Source organism: Campylobacter sp. IFREMER_LSEM_CL1890, assembly GCF_025772045.1.
Lineage (GTDB): Bacteria > Campylobacterota > Campylobacteria > Campylobacterales > Campylobacteraceae > Campylobacter_D > Campylobacter_D lari_D.
Map to the genome: position 1 here is coordinate 62915 of NZ_JAKMRK010000002.1, position 15583 is coordinate 78497.

General features: G+C 30.1%; 19 protein-coding genes and 2 tRNA genes. 7 read left to right on the top strand and 14 right to left on the bottom strand.

Annotated elements, in window-relative coordinates; genetic code table 11:
• Window position 1: 1 nt before the first annotated feature.
• From L8W57_RS01450 to rpsJ, 4 genes are read right to left on the bottom strand one after another with little or no spacing between them, the layout of a single operon-like run.
• Window positions 2-283, bottom strand: a complete 282-nt coding sequence (locus L8W57_RS01450; protein ID WP_039617139.1) for a 50S ribosomal protein L23 — start codon at window positions 281-283, stop codon at window positions 2-4.
• 1 nt (window position 284) lies between these two features.
• Window positions 285-899 carry a 50S ribosomal protein L4 gene (rplD, locus tag L8W57_RS01455; protein ID WP_039617137.1) on the bottom strand — a complete coding sequence of 205 codons (615 nt, stop codon included), beginning with the start codon at window positions 897-899 and terminating at the stop codon, window positions 285-287.
• Window positions 896-1471, bottom strand: a complete 576-nt coding sequence (gene rplC, locus L8W57_RS01460) for a 50S ribosomal protein L3 (protein WP_012660811.1) — start codon at window positions 1469-1471, stop codon at window positions 896-898. Before rplC ends, rplD begins: the two co-directional genes overlap by 4 nt.
• Window positions 1472-1480: 9 nt before the next feature.
• A complete protein-coding gene (gene rpsJ / locus L8W57_RS01465; RefSeq protein ID WP_012660810.1) occupies window positions 1481-1792 on the bottom strand; it encodes a 30S ribosomal protein S10 in 312 nt (103 codons plus the stop codon).
• Between the two features lie 226 nt (window positions 1793-2018).
• Between rpsJ and L8W57_RS01470 the strand changes: the two genes are divergently transcribed.
• A tRNA-Ala gene (locus L8W57_RS01470) sits at window positions 2019-2094 on the top strand.
• Window positions 2095-2112: 18 nt separating this feature from the next.
• On the top strand, window positions 2113-3174 hold the full coding sequence (locus L8W57_RS01475; RefSeq protein WP_263661859.1) for an ATP-binding protein: 1062 nt from the start codon (window positions 2113-2115) through the stop codon (window positions 3172-3174).
• Here L8W57_RS01475 and L8W57_RS01480 read toward each other — a convergent pair.
• Genes L8W57_RS01480 through coaE form a run of 3 tightly spaced genes read right to left on the bottom strand, consistent with a single transcriptional unit; the run spans window position 3171 to window position 5191 of the window.
• Window positions 3171-3878 carry a glucosaminidase domain-containing protein gene (locus tag L8W57_RS01480; RefSeq protein WP_263661860.1) on the bottom strand — a complete coding sequence of 236 codons (708 nt, stop codon included), beginning with the start codon at window positions 3876-3878 and terminating at the stop codon, window positions 3171-3173. The genes L8W57_RS01475 and L8W57_RS01480 overlap by 4 nt on opposite strands.
• Window positions 3853-4602, bottom strand: coding sequence for a diaminopimelate epimerase (gene dapF, locus L8W57_RS01485; protein ID WP_133319131.1), 750 nt, complete (start codon window positions 4600-4602; stop codon window positions 3853-3855). The genes L8W57_RS01480 and dapF overlap by 26 nt, the downstream gene beginning before the upstream one ends.
• Window positions 4589-5191, bottom strand: coding sequence for a dephospho-CoA kinase (coaE, locus tag L8W57_RS01490; protein ID WP_133319130.1), 603 nt, complete (start codon window positions 5189-5191; stop codon window positions 4589-4591). Before coaE ends, dapF begins: the two co-directional genes overlap by 14 nt.
• 58 nt (window positions 5192-5249) lie before the next feature.
• Here coaE and purM point away from each other — a divergent pair, with 58 nt between their 5' ends.
• Window positions 5250-6239, top strand: a complete 990-nt coding sequence (purM, locus tag L8W57_RS01495; RefSeq protein ID WP_263661861.1) for a phosphoribosylformylglycinamidine cyclo-ligase — start codon at window positions 5250-5252, stop codon at window positions 6237-6239.
• Window positions 6240-6271: 32 nt separating this feature from the next.
• Here the strand turns inward: purM and sodB are convergent, their stop codons facing one another.
• From sodB to L8W57_RS01525, 6 genes are all read right to left on the bottom strand, one after another.
• Window positions 6272-6925, bottom strand: a complete 654-nt coding sequence (sodB, locus tag L8W57_RS01500) for a superoxide dismutase [Fe] (RefSeq protein WP_263661862.1) — start codon at window positions 6923-6925, stop codon at window positions 6272-6274.
• A 67-nt stretch (window positions 6926-6992) separates the two neighbouring features.
• Window positions 6993-7502, bottom strand: coding sequence for an anaerobic ribonucleoside-triphosphate reductase activating protein (gene nrdG / locus L8W57_RS01505; RefSeq protein WP_263661863.1), 510 nt, complete (start codon window positions 7500-7502; stop codon window positions 6993-6995).
• On the bottom strand, window positions 7474-9753 hold the full coding sequence (locus L8W57_RS01510) for an anaerobic ribonucleoside triphosphate reductase (RefSeq protein ID WP_263661864.1): 2280 nt from the start codon (window positions 9751-9753) through the stop codon (window positions 7474-7476). Before L8W57_RS01510 ends, nrdG begins: the two co-directional genes overlap by 29 nt.
• Before the next feature lie 132 nt (window positions 9754-9885).
• On the bottom strand, window positions 9886-10500 hold the full coding sequence (locus L8W57_RS01515; RefSeq protein WP_133319126.1) for a BspA family leucine-rich repeat surface protein: 615 nt from the start codon (window positions 10498-10500) through the stop codon (window positions 9886-9888).
• Window positions 10501-10718: 218 nt separating this feature from the next.
• Window positions 10719-10793 (bottom strand) — tRNA-Glu (locus tag L8W57_RS01520).
• A 69-nt stretch (window positions 10794-10862) separates the two neighbouring features.
• Window positions 10863-11621 (bottom strand): exodeoxyribonuclease III, encoded by a 759-nt coding sequence (locus L8W57_RS01525; protein ID WP_133319125.1) that lies wholly within the window; start codon window positions 11619-11621, stop codon window positions 10863-10865.
• A 99-nt stretch (window positions 11622-11720) separates the two neighbouring features.
• Between L8W57_RS01525 and L8W57_RS01530 the strand changes: the two genes are divergently transcribed.
• From L8W57_RS01530 to pyrC, 4 genes are read left to right on the top strand one after another with little or no spacing between them, the layout of a single operon-like run.
• Entirely contained in the window at window positions 11721-13268 is a 1548-nt protein-coding gene (locus L8W57_RS01530) for a phosphoethanolamine transferase (protein ID WP_263661865.1), read from the top strand.
• Window positions 13268-13639: a diacylglycerol kinase gene (locus L8W57_RS01535; protein WP_133319123.1), complete on the top strand. Its 372-nt coding sequence runs from the start codon at window positions 13268-13270 to the stop codon at window positions 13637-13639. The genes L8W57_RS01530 and L8W57_RS01535 overlap by 1 nt, the downstream gene beginning before the upstream one ends.
• The gene (locus L8W57_RS01540; protein ID WP_012660796.1) at window positions 13624-13854 is read left to right on the top strand and encodes a helix-turn-helix domain-containing protein; all 231 of its coding nucleotides are present in this window, start codon (window positions 13624-13626) and stop codon (window positions 13852-13854) included. The genes L8W57_RS01535 and L8W57_RS01540 overlap by 16 nt, the downstream gene beginning before the upstream one ends.
• 8 nt (window positions 13855-13862) lie before the next feature.
• Window positions 13863-14855, top strand: a complete 993-nt coding sequence (gene pyrC / locus L8W57_RS01545) for a dihydroorotase (protein WP_133319122.1) — start codon at window positions 13863-13865, stop codon at window positions 14853-14855.
• Window positions 14856-14864: 9 nt separating this feature from the next.
• On the opposite strand, the gene L8W57_RS01550 is transcribed toward pyrC, so the two are convergent.
• The gene (locus L8W57_RS01550) at window positions 14865-15563 is read right to left on the bottom strand and encodes a class I SAM-dependent methyltransferase (protein WP_133319121.1); all 699 of its coding nucleotides are present in this window, start codon (window positions 15561-15563) and stop codon (window positions 14865-14867) included.
• Window positions 15564-15583 lie beyond the last annotated feature (20 nt).

Genomic DNA, 15583 nt, shown 5'->3' on the forward strand with positions numbered 1-15583 from the left:
TTTATGCCTCCGAACTTTCTAAGCTCACACCTTCTGGTAGCTTAACATAGAATTTTTTAAAGCTATTTCTTTGACCTTCACGACCTCTAAAACGCTTTACTTTTCCATCCATTTTTAAAGAATTAATTCTTACTGGAGTTACACCAAAATATTCTCTTAAAACTTCTTTTAGACCATTTTTAGTCATTTTTGGAGAAGTTTGAATAACTACAACACCTTGCTCTTGAAGGTTTAAGCTTTTTTCAGTGTAAAGTATTGTTTTTATATCAGTAATATCTGCCATTTTAACCCTCTTTTACGATAGATTCAAGCGCTGCTTTTTCAATGATAACAGCATTAAATACAGATACTAAATAAGCATTTACTTCGCTAATATCAACTACATAGCAATTTGCTAAGTTTCTAAAAGCAAGAAGTGTTTTTTCATCTAGTAAATCTTTTACAATTAAAGCATCTTTTAAACCAAGCTTTTTAATAACTGCATTTGCATCTTTTGTTTTACCGCTTTCAATGCTTAAACTATCTACTGAGAATAATGCATTGTTTTGTGCTTTATCAGCCAATGCTCTTTCAAGCGCTAAGCGTTTTTGTTTTTTATTAACTTTTTGGAAATAATTACGATTGTTTGTAGGGCCAAATGCTACAGCACCACCAACCCAAACATTCGTTCTTGTTGAACCTGCTCTTGCACCACCACGACCTTTTTGTCTCCATGGTTTTTTACCACCACCGCTTACATCGCTTCTACCTTTAGTATGAGCTGTGTTTGCTCTAAGGCTAGCAAGATAAGATTTTACATATAAATAAAGGTTGTGAGGATTAACTTCTGCATATTTTGCTGGAAGATCGAGTTCACTAGCTTTTTCAAATTTATCATTTAAAACAGTTACTTTACTCATTTTGCAATCCTTATTTTACCCATAGCACCATTAAATCCTGGTACTGCACCTTTTACTACTAAGATGCCATTTTCTTCATCAAATGAAACTACTTCATTTTTAACAGTAACTTTTACATTACCATAATGACCTGCCATTTTCATACCTGGTTGAACACGACCTGGCCATTCGCGGTTACCGATTGATCCGTGGCGTCTGTGGAATCTTGAACCGTGACTTGCAGGACCTCCGGCAAATCCGTGTCTTTTAACAACCCCACTATAACCTCTACCTTTAGAATTAAAGCTTACTTTTAAGATAGAAGCTTCTTTTAAAGGATTAAGATCAATATCACCTGCTTCTGTGTTTGCTACTTCTAAAGAAGCAAATCTATTATATTCAGCTGAAAGATTGTATTTTTTTTGCTGACCCGCAATGCATTTATTATTTGCTTTGCCTTTTACATAAGCAACCAAAGCTTTTCCATTTTCTACTTCACATACTTTAGTTTGAACAAGTTTAAGTAAGGTTACAGGAATGCTTGGTGTGCTGATTGTTCTACTCATACCAATTTTTTCTACAATGTATTCCATATTCTATCCTTATTTACCCATAGCTCTTACTTCAACATTGACCTCTGGAGCCAAGTCAAGCTTAGTGAGTGAATCTACTGTATCTGGAGTAGCTGCTACAATATCAAGCATACGAGCATGAATTCTCATCTCAAATTGTTCGCGTGAATCTTTATTGATGTGTGGAGATTTCAAAACTGTGTATCTTTTGATTTTTGTAGGCATTGGCACTGGACCTCTAATGTCAGCACCTGTTCTTTTAACAGCTTCTACAATTGCTGCAACTGTGCGATCTAGAACTCTGTGGTCATAAGCTTTTAGCTTAAGCCTGATTCTTTCCATATTTTTTCCTTTGTAAAGAACTCGTTAGACCCATAAGAATCTAACCACCATATAAAATGATGTTGAGATTATATAAAAAGAGCCTTTGCTATGTCAAGAAATTTATACATTTTTTTTAATTATTTTCCTTTTAAAAAGGATAAAAATTAAATTTTATAAAATTTACAAGATTTTTTATACATTAAGAAAATCTAAGAAAAAATATAGTATGATTTCAAAATCTAAAGGGGCATTAGCTCAGCTGGGAGAGCACAACGCTGGCAGCGTTGGGGTCAGCGGTTCGAACCCGCTATGCTCCACCATTAATTACAAAGAAATTTATGAAATCACTACAATTTTTTTACGATAATTACCCAAAATTTCAAAAATTTGATGAAAGAAAAATTCAAATTCAAACCCATAAAAACATCATTATAAAAGGTGGTTTTGCAAGTGGTAAGAAAAATTTAATTTTAAATTTTTTATCTTTGTACAAAAGTGAAAATATACTTTTTATCGATTGTGATGATTTGAAATTTCAAGCAAGTGCTTTGGTAAATTTAAATTCGTTTTTAACCTATAATCCACAGATTAAATTTTTAGCACTTTGCAACTTTGCTCATAATTTTGACTTTGCCAGTTTAAAACACCTTAATTTGCAAATCATAATAAGCGTTTGTGATAGCAATTTTCATTTAGATTATTTTGAAGAACTTCATTTAGATTATTTAGACTTTGAAGAATTTTTAAGCTTAAACAAAAAATACGCTGACACTAAAACCATGGTAAGTTATTTTTTACATACAGGACGCAATGTGATTTTAAATCACAACTTTAACACAAACTCATCATACTTAAGAAGTTTTTACACTCCATTAGAGCTTACCATACTCAAACAAATTGCCTTAGAACTCGGGAATGAATTTAGCGTTAATGAGCTATTAAAAACACTAAAAAATACTATAAAAATTTCCAAAGATACCTTATATAAAAGCATAGAAAAACTAGAATCAAACTACACTTTGTATTTTGTAAAAAATCTTGAAAAGAATTTAAAAAAAATATATTTTTGGGACTTTTCACTAAAAAATTCTCTAAGCATACAAAAAGACTTTAGTGCTTTGTTTGAAAATTTGATTTTAAGCGAGTTGTTTAAATTTGAACAAGAAATTTTTTATACCAAATATTTTGATTTTTACTTACCAAGTCTTAAAAATGCATTTTTATGCTCGCCCTTTAAAGATAAAGATTTACTTAGTTTAAAAGTCAAAAAAATACTTAGTAAAAATCAACTCGCACTTTCGACTATTTATATCATCACGCTTTCACAAAGAGATGAGTTTTTCATAGAAGGGGTGCATGTGATGATTTTACCTTTTGATGAGTGGGCTTTAGGAAATTAATCTAACTCATCAAGCTTATGTTGATTTATGATAGAAATAATAAGCTTAGTATAATTACTTTTAATCTCTGAATATTTTTCCAAATGACTTGCCGCTTCTTTACCATCAAGTTTTTCATTTTGATTTATAGCATCCCACCGCCAAGCTCTAAATTCCTTATAAGCATCATGACGATTTAAATTTAGCAAGTATGAATCCACACTTTCTTGTAAGCTATCAAATATACGAATTTTATGAGTTTTACCTTCACTTCTTTCTTTTGGAATCAAACCTTTCTCACCCCAAGTCCATTCTCCAAATAAATTATTTGCTTCTTTAGCAAAACGACTTGTACCAGTTGCGCTTTCAATAATTGCTTGGGCTATGGCTAAAGATTTTGGAACTTTTTGGATACGCAGTTGGTATTCCTTGTGATCGTATAAATTTTTAACGCGATATTTTTCTTTTAAAAACCATAGTTTTTGCACAGCATTAAAATTTAGTTTTCTAAAATTACTCTTTAAAGCTTCCTCAAAAAAAATATCTACAAATTCTTTTTCATTTTCAATTTCTTTGAAAGAAACATCTAACAAAGCATTGATTTTTTTGATAAAAACTTCACGCTTTTCTTTTATACTTAAAGCATAATAATGTTTATCAAAACCTGCTATAAATTCAGCTTTTAAAAATAAAAAACTACTAAGTAAAATTATAATCAGCTTCAAAACAGCACTTTACCTTTCCTCTGAAAAATATTTGATCATCCTCTAATCTAAAATATAAATTTTCTTTGCTTTTTGGCTTTACTAAAATATCATCTTTAACTTTTTGATTTAAATAAGCAAGATAAAAACAAGCTCCCATACCTGTACCACAAGCTAAAGTCTCATCTTCTACCCCGCGTTCATAGGTTCTAACTCTTATAAATTCTTCATTTTCTATTTTAGCAAAATTAACATTTGCATTATATTTTTTACGCACTTCTTTACATAAATTTACATCAAATTCATTTAAATCATCAACAAAAGTCACCATATGTGGCACACCTGTATTACATCCTTGCCAAATTCTATCTTTATGTTTAAAAGCTTCTTTAATATCCTTCACTCCACTTAATTTAATCTCTACCATGTCATCATCAACAAATGATTTTATAAGTCCTGCTCCAGTTAAAAAATTTAAATATTGTGATTTTTTTAGATAATGATGAGCAAAATGAGCTGCTGCACGCGATCCATTACCACACATATTTGCTTTACTACCATCGCAATTATAAAATTCCCATTCAAAATCATATCTATCATGAGGCACAACTACTATAAGTCCATCAGCACCTATGCCCTCATAACGATTACAAAGAATTCTAGCTAACTCGCTACGATCTTTTTTTTCACCATCTGCAAATACTACAAAATCATTTCCGCTTGCACAATATTTATAAAATTTCATTTTTAACCTTTAAAGTATGTTTTAAAAAATTTAGCACATTTTCTTCAAATTTTTCATAACTTGAAATATTTTTTATCACAAAATCTGCTTTTTTTAGTTTTTCTTCTATATCAAGTTGCAAATTAATTCTTTTTAAGGCTTCATTTTCATCTAAATTATCTCTTTGTATTAATCTTTTTAATAAAATTTCTTTTGGAGCATAAATCAATATACTTTTTCCTAGATCTTGATAATGATTATTTTCAAAAAATAAAGGCAATTCTATAAAAAAAGCCTTGTTTTTTTTATCTAAAATTAGTGCTTTTTGTAAAATTTCTTCTTTGATTTTAGGATGTAAAAAACCTTCTAACTTTTTTTTGGCGTTTAAATCATTAAATACAATAGCACCAAGCTTTTTTCTATCTATTTTTCCTGCTATAAGTAAATCATCATTATCAAAAAGCTTAGCTATAGAATTAGCATTTTCATTTAAAAGCTCATGAGCTATCACATCTGCACTTAAAGTATCAAAACCCAAATTTTGAACTATTTTTATAAAGCTTGACTTTCCACCTGCTATACTTGAAGTCACAAAATAAGCATTTTGCATAATTTAACCTTAAAATATTTTTAGTTAAAATACCTTTTAAATTCTTAAAGGAAGATAAATGAATATAAGCTATGAAGATGCGGGCGTAAGTATAGACAATGGTAATACTTTTGTAGAAGCAATTAAGCCTTTAGTAAAAGAAACTTTTAATGAAAATGTTTTAGGTAGCATAGGTTCTTTTTCGGGTGCTTTTGCCATGCCAAGTGGTTTTAAAAATCCTGTTATGCTAGCAGCAACAGATGGGGTAGGCACAAAGTTGCGTCTTGCTATTGATAGTCAAAAATTTGACACCATAGGCGAAGATTTAGTAGCAATGTGCGTGAATGATTTAATTTGCAATTTTGCTACGCCTTTGTTTTTTCTAGACTATTATGCAAGTGCAAAGTTAGATGTAGAAGTAGCTAAAAAGGTTGTAGCAGGGATTGCTAATGGTTGTAAAAAAGCAAATTGTGCCTTAATAGGCGGAGAAACTGCTGAAATGCCTGGAATGTATCATAACAATGACTTTGACTTAGCAGGTTTTTCAGTGGGCATGGCTGAAAAAGATGAAATAGATAGAAGAAATTTTGTAAAAAATGGAGATATTTTACTAGCTTTGCCTAGTAGTGGGCTTCATTCTAATGGATATTCTTTAGCTAGAAAAGTATTATTTGAAGCACAAAAGCTTAAATTTGATGATAAAATAGATGGTAAAAATTTAATCGATATTTTACTTGAACCTACAAGAATTTATGTAAAAGACTTTTTAAAATTAAAACCTTTCATCAATGCACTAGCTCATATAACAGGTGGTGGTTTAGTGGAAAATTTACCTAGAGTTTTTCCAAGAGGAATAGGTGCTATTATTAGAAAACATCATCTAAAAACTCCTGAAATTTTTTATCAAATAGGCCAAAGCGTAGAAGAAGCTGAAATGTATAGAAGCTTTAACATGGGTGTGGGCTTAGTTATGGTGGTAGATCCATCTAATGTAGGAAAAGTTTTAGAGAACTCAGATGCTTATGTAATAGGCGAAGTTGTGCTAAATGAAGGGGTTGTTTTAGAGTAAAATCTCTTAGACTTTCTAAGAGATTTTATTTTTTAGTTTAGCGGATGAAGTTCATTTGCATAAAAGCTTACTGAATTCATACCTTCTTTGATAGCCCATTCATAAGCTTTTACTACAAATTCCCAGTTAATGTGTGCGTAGAATTTGTCTAAATACGCAGGGCGCGCATTACGGTGATCTACATAGTAAGCATGCTCCCACACATCAACTACTAAAAGTGGAACCTTACCTTCAGTGATAGGTGTAGCAGCATTGCTTGTAGCTACTAATTCTAATTTTTGATTTTGAGTGTTATAAACTAGCCAAAACCAACCAGAACCAAATACTCCTGTAGCGCCTTTGATGAATTCTTCTTTTAAATTTTCCATAGAACCAAAGTCTTTTTCAACCGCTGCTTTAAACTCATCACTTAAAGAACAGCCACAACCACAGCATGTTTTTGGCTTAATGCAGTCAAAATAAAAGTCATGATTATACACTTGAGCAGCGTTGTTAAAAATTCCGCCATTTGAGTTTTGTATGATATAAACTAAATCTTTTCCTACAAATTCAGTATCTTTGATAAGATTGTTTAGGTTATTTACATAAGTTTGATGGTGTTTGCCATGATGAAATGCAAAAGTTTCTGCACTCAAAAAGTCTCCAAAAGCGTCTGCTTCATAAGGTAGTTTTCTTAATTCAAACATATTGTTCTCCTTTTTTAAATTTTATAGCATTCTAACATAGTTAAGTTAAAAAAGACTAAATGAGTCTTTATTTTTCAAAAAGTATTACTTTGCCTTGCTCTAAGCTTTTTGCTACATCAATAATGCTTTGGTTTTTACTACCTTTAAATTTTAAAGATAAGTCTTTTTGCTCTAAAATAAACTTCCCATCTATCAAAACATCAGCTAAGATAAGCAATTCTTTCATAGCTTGTTCTTGCAATAGCTCTTCATAAGTAAAACCTGTATATATAGTAAGATCAAGTCCTAAAGCCTTAATGTGTTTTGCTAGAATACTTAAATTTTTTGCTTGCATAAAAGGCTCCCCGCCACTAAAAGTAACACCTTGGAGTAAAGGATTTTTACAAATATCATCATACAAACTTGCTAAATCTTGCAAATATCCTTTGTTAAAATCATGTGTTTGTGGATTATGACAACCTTTGCAATGATGAGGGCAGCCTTGAGTAAAAATCACATAACGCAAACCATAGCCATCGACTATGGATTCTTTTATGACACCGGCTAATCTAAGAAAAATCGTGTTTAATTCTTGCATGAACTTCAGCTTTTTTAGCGTCATTAAAACGATCAAGCGTTCCTACTAAATAACCTGTGATTCTTCTTATGCGTTCAAATTTAATATCATCTTCTTTTCTATGGCACTTTGGACAAAACTCATCTATCACACCACTATAACCACATACCGGATCTCTATCTAGTGGGAAATTAATCGAGCCATAGCCTATATTGCTTTCTTTCATACATTTTATAATGCGTTCAAAACTTTCTAAATTCTTACTCACATCGCCGTTTAATTCTACATAAGTAATATGCCCGCCATTATTTAACTCATGATATGGGGCTTCGATTTGAATTTTTTCATATATACTAATAGGAAAATCCACAGGAATATGAAAAGAATTAGTATAAAAATCTTTATCAGTTATGCCTTTTAAAATGCCGTATTTTTTTTGATCTAGCTTTAAAAACCTTCCACTTAAACCCTCAGCTGGGGTAGCTATGAGTGAAAAATTAAGCTTATCTTTGAGTGCTTTTTCATCGACAAATTCACGCATAAAACGCACGATTTGCAAACCTAAATCCCTTGCTTCTTGACTTTGTCCATGATGAGAACCTACTAAAGCTATTAAACTCTCACAAAGTCCTATATAACCTATAGCTAAAGTCCCGTGTGCTATGATTTTTTCTACGCTATCATTTTCTTTTAAAGAATCTGAATCTATCCAAATTCCCTCGCCCATTAAAAATGGGAAATTTTTAACCTTTTTTAGACTTTGAATTTTATATCTATGAAGTAATTGCTCATACACAAGCTCCAATTTTTCTTTTAAAAGTGAGTAAAAAAACTCTAAATTTCCTTTGGCTTCTATGGCTAAACGCACAAGATTTATACTTGTAAAGCTTAAATTTCCCCTGCCGCTTGTGATTTCTTTGCTCTCATCATAAACATTTGCCATAACCCTAGTTCTACAACCCATATAAGCTACTTCGCTATTATAATCACCCTTTTTATAGTATTTTGCGTTAAAACTTGCATCTAAAAAGCTAAAATTTGGAAAAAGTCTTTTAGAAGCACATTCTATAGCGAGTTTAAAAAGCTTGTAGTTTGGATCTTTTTCATTATAATTAATACCTTCTTTTACTTTAAAAATTTGCACAGGAAAAATTGGTGTTTCACCATTTCCTAAGCCTTTCATCGTGGCTTTGAGTAAATTTTCTATTACCATTTGCCCTTCAAAAGAAGTATCGGTGCCATAATTTAGCGTGCTAAAAGGCACTTGAGCTCCTGCTCTTGAGTTCATAGTATTAAGATTATGCACCAAAGCTTCCATAGCTTGAAAAGTCGCATCTTGGGTTTGCTTTAATGCTCTTTTGTAAGCATAAGCATTTGCTTGTTTTAAAAAATTCTCATCACTATTTAAATCAAGCTTTAAAAGCTCTTTAAAGCATTCTTTTTCGCTTGAAACTTGAAAATTAGCATTTTTAAAGCATTGCTCATCTAAGTTTTGCTCTAATTTTATTTCAAAAAAAGCATTTATAGCCTTTTTATACTCTTTTTGAAAAGTCTTTGCCACACCCTTTGCCATAGCAAAATCAAAATTTGGTATAGATTGACCTCCATGCATTTCATTTTGATTAGCCTGTAAAGCAATGCAAGCTAAAGAAGCATAAGATCTGATATCATTTGGCTCACGCAAACTTCCATGTCCAGTGCTAAAACCATTTTCAAAAAGCTTTAACAAGTCTATTTGACAACAAGTTTGTGTTAGCATATAAAAGTCTTTATCGTGTATATGTATATCGCCATTTTTATGTGCATTTGCGATATGTTTTGGTAAAATACACTCATCTACATAGTATTTTGCTCCTTCTGAACCATATTTTAACATCATACCCATAGCACTATCTGAGTTGATATTGGCATTTTCTCTTTTTAAATCAGCTTCTTTGGAATCTTTGAAGGTTAAATCATCATACAAATTTAGCAAATCATAGCTACCATTGCGGATTTGTGTTCTTTTTTGGCGGTATAATATATAAGATTTTGCAGTATTGATTAAAGCATTTTTTATTAAAACCTCTTCAACTTTATCTTGAATTTGTTCTACCTGTGCATGATTTTCATCAAGCAAAGCTACAACCTCATCACAAAGCCTACCTAATTCATCATTTTCTAATTTTTTATCAGTAGAGTTTATATTGGCTCTAAAAATAGCATTTTTAATTTTAAAAATATCAAATGCAACTTGACTTTTATCTCTTTTTGTAATAAATTTTATTTTCATGTAAATTTTCCTAAAAAATAATCTCTAGAAGCTAAAAAATAACGCTTTATGAAGATAAGTTTAGTACAAAAACTTGATGAAAAACTTAAAAAGACAAAAGAAAAATTCACACAAAAATTGTGTGAATTTTGTTTATTCTAACTCTATACCTTTTACTGCATAAAGTTTATCAATACCACGATTTCCAAACATTTTTTCAGTATTACAATCCTTTTGGATATTCCACTCATCTAGCTCATGATGGAAATTTTTGCAATTGTGAAAAAGATATGCCATAGTAATTACATTTTGCACATCCCAATTCACAACACTATGCTCATACGCATGACAGTTTTCAAAACAATGTGCCATTCTGGTAGTATTTGAAGTTTTCCAATGCAATAAAGAATGATTGAAATTAACACAATTAAAAAACATATAAGACATATCTTTTAAATTTTGAGTATCCCATTTTGATAAATCTTGATTAAAATTTTTGCAGTTAAAAAACATACTTGCCATATTTTCAACTTTAGAAACATTCCAGCGTGACAAATTTGCATTAAAACTTTCGCAACAATAAAACATATAAGACATATCTTTAGCATTTGATACATCCCAATGTTCAATACCTAAAAAATCCAATCTTTTAGAATAATAAAATACATAAGAAAAATCATCAATCAAAGATACTTCAATATCCCTTAGAGAAATTCTTTCATTATGCACCAAATTCATTAACTCATTTTTGCTTTTAGGTCTATACATTTTGTCCTCCTTTTTGTATATTTTAAAAAACAAGTGTGAAGTCAATGTAAAAAATTTACAAATTATTAACAATAACTTTCAATATATTAATAATAAGTATTTTAAAATAAACTTAATTTAAATAAGATAAAACAAATAAAAAATATTTAAATCGAACAATGTAACTTTTTGTAAAATATGACAATGATTATCAAAAAAAGCGGATATAAAATAGTAAGTGGTGACCCATACGAGACTCGAACTCGTGTTACCGCCGTGAAAGGGCGATGTCCTAACCGCTAGACGAATGGGCCATTTTGCAGTTTTAAGATGAAATTATAACAATTTTTACTTAATAATTATTTAAGGCATTAAAAAATACCTTAAATATCGATTTCTATCCCTACAGGAGCATGATCTGAGCCAAAAATATCATCTCTTATAAAAGCATTTTTAAGTTTATCTTTTAAGCCATTAGAAATGAAAAAATAATCAATCCTCCAGCCTACATTTCTTTCTCTTGCTTTCATTCTATAACTCCACCACGAATACTTTTCTTTAACATCGCCATTTATATGTCTAAAAGTATCTATAAAACCTAATTTTAATAAATCATCTATCCAAGCACGCTCAATCGGTAGAAAACCTGAAGTTTTTTCATTAGCTTTTGGGTGGGTTAAGTCTATCTCACGATGTGCGGTATTAACATCTCCACAGATGATAATTTCTTTACCTTCTTTTAAAAGTTTATCTAAATACATTAAAAAGTCATTATAAAATTTCATTTTAAAATTCAAACGCTCTTCATCTTTTTGACCATTTGGAAAGTAAATATTAAACAAAACTACATTTTTAAAGCTATGCTCTAAAACTCTACCCTCATCATCATCAAAAAACTCACATTTTTTTACCTCACAATCAAAATTACACAAGCTCATTACACCTGAATACCCTGCTCTTTTAGCACTATTTGAATACATATGTTTAAAAGGATACTCATAAATTCTTTTTGGAAATTTATCCTCGTGTGCTTTGATTTCTTGAAAACCTATAAAATCAATTTCTTCTTTTTCAATCCAATCAAGTGCATTTTTATCACAAATTGCCCTTAGGCCATTTACATTCCATGATAATAATTTCATAATTTAATCCTTAAACTTACAAAAAGCAAAATCATACCATAAAGATATTAAGTTAACCATTTTTATTTATAATTAAATCTTTAATTTTGAAAGGATTTCATGAAATTTTTTAATATATCGTGGCTTAAATTTATTATTTTGAGTGCTTTTTATATAACTAGTATCAATCTGAAATTGTTTTCTTATATTCACGAAAATTTACATCCTCATAATAATGATATTTCCATTATTTTATATATAATTATATATTTTGCACTATTAGTTGGAATTTTCGCTTTATTATTTTTGCCTTATCTTAGCAAGATTTTAATGATTTTTTTAATAGGTGTGAGTTCAATTAGTAGTTATTTTATGATCAATTATGGTGTTATTATAGATCATGATATGATTAGAAATGCTATGCAAACTGATCAAAAAGAAGTACGCGATCTGATTAATTTTAATATTTTTGTTTATATATTTTTTACTTTTGTGATTCCAGCATTTTTAGTTATAAAAATTAAAATAGAATATCACAATATCAAAAAACATTTAATCATCAAATTTGGCACTTTATTTGTTGCTTTATTTGTTGCTTTTGGATTGCTTGGAATTTTTTCAAAAAGTATTGTACCATTTTTAAGAACTTATAATGAAGTAAGAGTTTATAACACTCCTTTTTATCAAATTTATTCAGCAATTAAATATATAAAATTAGAAGTTATTCCAGAAAAAGAACTTCAAAAGATAGCTTTAGATGCGAAAATGGAAAAAGACTTAAACAAAACTATGATTTTAGTCATAGGGGAAACCGCTAGAGCAAATAACTATTCTTTGGGTGGTTATACCAAAAATGATACTAATTTTTATACCAAAAACGAACCTAATTTAATATATTTTGACAATGTAAGCTCTTGTGGGACAGCAACTGCTAGAAGTTTACCTTGTATATTTTCAAGACACAAAAGAGCTACTTTTGACAATAGTCTTTATGAAGAAAATGCTTTAGATATTTTACAAAGAGTTGGAGTTCAAAGTGTTTGGCTTGGAAATAATTCTGGAGGTTGCAAAGGAAACTGCGATCGTATAGCACATAAATTGATTTCAAAAGATTATGATGAGAGCTTACTTGAGCTTGTAAAAGAACAATTACAAAATCCATCTTCAAGTAAAATCATAGTCGTTCATTTGCAAGGTTCTCATGGACCAGCTTATTTTAAGCGCTATCCAAATGAGTTTAAAAAATTTACGCCAACTTGCGATACAAATGAATTACAACAATGCTCGCAAGAAGAATTAACTAATACCTATGACAATACTTTACTTTATACAGATTTTATCATCAAAAGTCTTATTGACTTACTAAAGCAAAGTCCTTCACAAAATACTTCATTGTTATATGTATCAGACCATGGAGAAAGTTTGGGAGAAAATGGAATTTACCTTCATGGAATGCCCTATTTTATAGCACCAAAAGAACAAACTCATGTTCCTATGATTCTTTGGAGCAAAGATAATAATTTAATCCAAGAATTACAAAAAAAGAAAGATTATAAATTATCTCAAGATAATATTTTTTCAAGTTTATTAGGATATTTTAATGTCCAAACTAAAGAATATGAAGAAAACTATGACTTATATAGTAAAAATTTAAAGGAAAATCCTTAATGAAGCCAAAGTATTCTTTATTTAAAAATGCAAGTTATGCCTTTAGTGGCATTAAATTCTTGCTTAAAGATGAAATGGCTTTTAGAATAGAATTTGCCATTATCTTACCTTTGATTTTTGTAAGCTTATTTTTACCTGTGAGTTTTTTAGAACATTTTGTGCTTATTTTAGTATTAGTTTTGATTTTAATTATAGAGGCATTAAATTCTGCCATAGAAGCTTGCGTGGATCTTTGTACGAGCGAATTTCACATCTTAGCTAAAAAAGCAAAAGATTGTGCGAGCGCTGGGGTGTTTTTTAGCGTTGTTTTGGCTATAATTACTTGGAGTTTTATTCTTTTTAATATGGCTAGAGAATGGATGATAAAGTAAAAACACTATGCATAAAAATCTTTGGTAAAAAACGCTTTGAAATTTTAGAATTTTTAGCCCTTCATGCTAATGAAGATGGCTTTGTCTTTGCAAATATCGAAGAACTTTCTAAAAAGTTAAACATCAGCAAACCAACCATCATTTCTACTTTTAAATTTTTAGAAGAAAAAGCTTTGCTTGAAAAGCTCAAAAACGGCTTATATAAACTCAAATAGGAGATAAAATGACGCTTAAAAACCCTTTGGATATGCATTTACATTTACGCGATGAAAGCATGCTTGAACTTGTAGCTCCATTTAGCGCAAAAGACTTTAAAGCGGGAGTTATCATGCCAAATTTAATCACTCCGCTTACTGAAATAAACGCATTAAAAGCTTATAAAGAACGCATTTTAAAAGCATGTAAAAATGAAGATTTTACGCCTTTGATGACTTTATTTTTTAAAGACTATGATGAGCAATTTTTAGAAAAAGCCAAAGATGAGCTTTTTGCTATCAAGCTTTATCCTGCAGGTATCACTACCAACTCAGATAATGGAATTTCAAGCTTTGATATAGAAAAGTTAAAACCTACACTAAATGCTATGAGTGAGCTTGGACTGCCTTTACTTGTACATGGAGAAACAAATGATTTTGTAATGGATAGAGAAGCAAATTTTGCTAAAATTTATGAAAAATTAGCTAAAAACTTTCCAAAATTAAAAATCGTAATGGAGCATATCACCACTAAAGTTTTGTGTGATTTATTAAAAGATTATGAAAATTTATACGCAACTATCACTTTACATCATTTAATGATAACGCTTGATGATGTAGTGGGTGGTAAGATGGATCCACATTTATTTTGCAAACCTATTGCAAAACGCTATGAAGACAAAGACGCTTTATGTGAGCTTGCTTTTAGCGGCTATGAAAAGGCTATGTTGGGAAGTGATAGCGCACCTCATCCATTACACACTAAAGAATGTTGTGGGTGTGCAGCTGGCGTATTTAGTGCGCCTGTGATTTTACCTGTGTTGGCTGAACTTTTTGAAAAATACTCAAATGAAACAAATTTACAAAAATTTATTTCAGATAATGCTTGTAAAATCCATAATCTTAAATTTGAAAAAGATAAAATCATCACTTTAGAAAAACAAGAATGGCAAGTAGCGCAAAAATACGGCGATGTAGTGCCATTTATGGTGGGAAAAACTTTAAATTTCAAGGTTATTTAGCCTTGAAATTTAATCAATAATCAAAAGTTTTATCTTAGCTTCTATAATCTCTTCTACCTCATCTTTTACAAAGCTTTCTAACTCTTGTTTGTTTGCATTAATGCCATTCATACTCAAATGCCATAAGGCATTTTCTATCGCACTATCCTTATCTCTTTTTACTACTCTAGTTTCATTAAAAATTTCATACTCATAAGGGATACTTTGTACATTTAAAAAACTTTGCAAATCCTCTTCATAAAAACCTTTAAAATGCGTGCTAAAATGCTCAAATATAGGATCTAAAAAGCTACTTTTGCGCCTACTCGCCCAGCCTAAATACACTTTTTTAGAAGCTAAGTTTAAAAAAGCTTTATAGTCTTTTTCATTTTGCAAAGCAGGAGACATACTCAAAAAGGCTAAACCAAAATTTGTGTTATTGTTTTTATAAAAATTTTCAAAGTCTAAATTTAAAGTTTTTATATTTGATATAGCATGAGTTTTTGCATCTTCTTGTAAAATTTCAAGCATAGCACTAGAGCTGTCTATACCTAAAACACTTTTTGCTTTTTGTGCTAAATGCAAAGTCCAAACACCGCTCCCACAGCCTATATCCACCACTATTTTGCCTTGTAAAGATCCAAGTTTTGCAAAAGTGGCTTTTTGAATTTCGTTTAAGTTAGAACTATATCTTGCATAGCTTTTTGCTTTTTTATTCCATAAATTCATCTTCACTCCTTATTTTTTCT

Bases quoted from the DNA above. Each gene is read 5' to 3' on its own strand.
- purM (WP_263661861.1), top strand. From the start codon at position 5,250: ATGAATATAAGCTATGAAGATGCGGGCGTAAGTATAGACAATGGTAAT.
- L8W57_RS01525 (WP_133319125.1), bottom strand. From the start codon at position 11,621: ATGAAATTATTATCATGGAATGTAAATGGCCTAAGGGCAATTTGTGAT.
- L8W57_RS01535 (WP_133319123.1), top strand. From the start codon at position 13,268: ATGAAGCCAAAGTATTCTTTATTTAAAAATGCAAGTTATGCCTTTAGT.
- rplC (WP_012660811.1), bottom strand. From the start codon at position 1,471: ATGGAATACATTGTAGAAAAAATTGGTATGAGTAGAACAATCAGCACA.
- coaE (WP_133319130.1), bottom strand. From the start codon at position 5,191: ATGCAAAATGCTTATTTTGTGACTTCAAGTATAGCAGGTGGAAAGTCA.
- sodB (WP_263661862.1), bottom strand. From the start codon at position 6,925: ATGTTTGAATTAAGAAAACTACCTTATGAAGCAGACGCTTTTGGAGAC.
- pyrC (WP_133319122.1), top strand. From the start codon at position 13,863: ATGACGCTTAAAAACCCTTTGGATATGCATTTACATTTACGCGATGAA.
- rplD (WP_039617137.1), bottom strand. From the start codon at position 899: ATGAGTAAAGTAACTGTTTTAAATGATAAATTTGAAAAAGCTAGTGAA.
- L8W57_RS01510 (WP_263661864.1), bottom strand. From the start codon at position 9,753: ATGAAAATAAAATTTATTACAAAAAGAGATAAAAGTCAAGTTGCATTT.
- L8W57_RS01540 (WP_012660796.1), top strand. From the start codon at position 13,624: ATGGATGATAAAGTAAAAACACTATGCATAAAAATCTTTGGTAAAAAA.
- nrdG (WP_263661863.1), bottom strand. From the start codon at position 7,502: ATGCAAGAATTAAACACGATTTTTCTTAGATTAGCCGGTGTCATAAAA.
- L8W57_RS01550 (WP_133319121.1), bottom strand. From the start codon at position 15,563: ATGAATTTATGGAATAAAAAAGCAAAAAGCTATGCAAGATATAGTTCT.
- L8W57_RS01450 (WP_039617139.1), bottom strand. From the start codon at position 283: ATGGCAGATATTACTGATATAAAAACAATACTTTACACTGAAAAAAGC.
- rpsJ (WP_012660810.1), bottom strand. From the start codon at position 1,792: ATGGAAAGAATCAGGCTTAAGCTAAAAGCTTATGACCACAGAGTTCTA.
- L8W57_RS01475 (WP_263661859.1), top strand. From the start codon at position 2,113: ATGAAATCACTACAATTTTTTTACGATAATTACCCAAAATTTCAAAAA.
- dapF (WP_133319131.1), bottom strand. From the start codon at position 4,602: ATGAAATTTTATAAATATTGTGCAAGCGGAAATGATTTTGTAGTATTT.
- L8W57_RS01515 (WP_133319126.1), bottom strand. From the start codon at position 10,500: ATGTATAGACCTAAAAGCAAAAATGAGTTAATGAATTTGGTGCATAAT.
- L8W57_RS01530 (WP_263661865.1), top strand. From the start codon at position 11,721: ATGAAATTTTTTAATATATCGTGGCTTAAATTTATTATTTTGAGTGCT.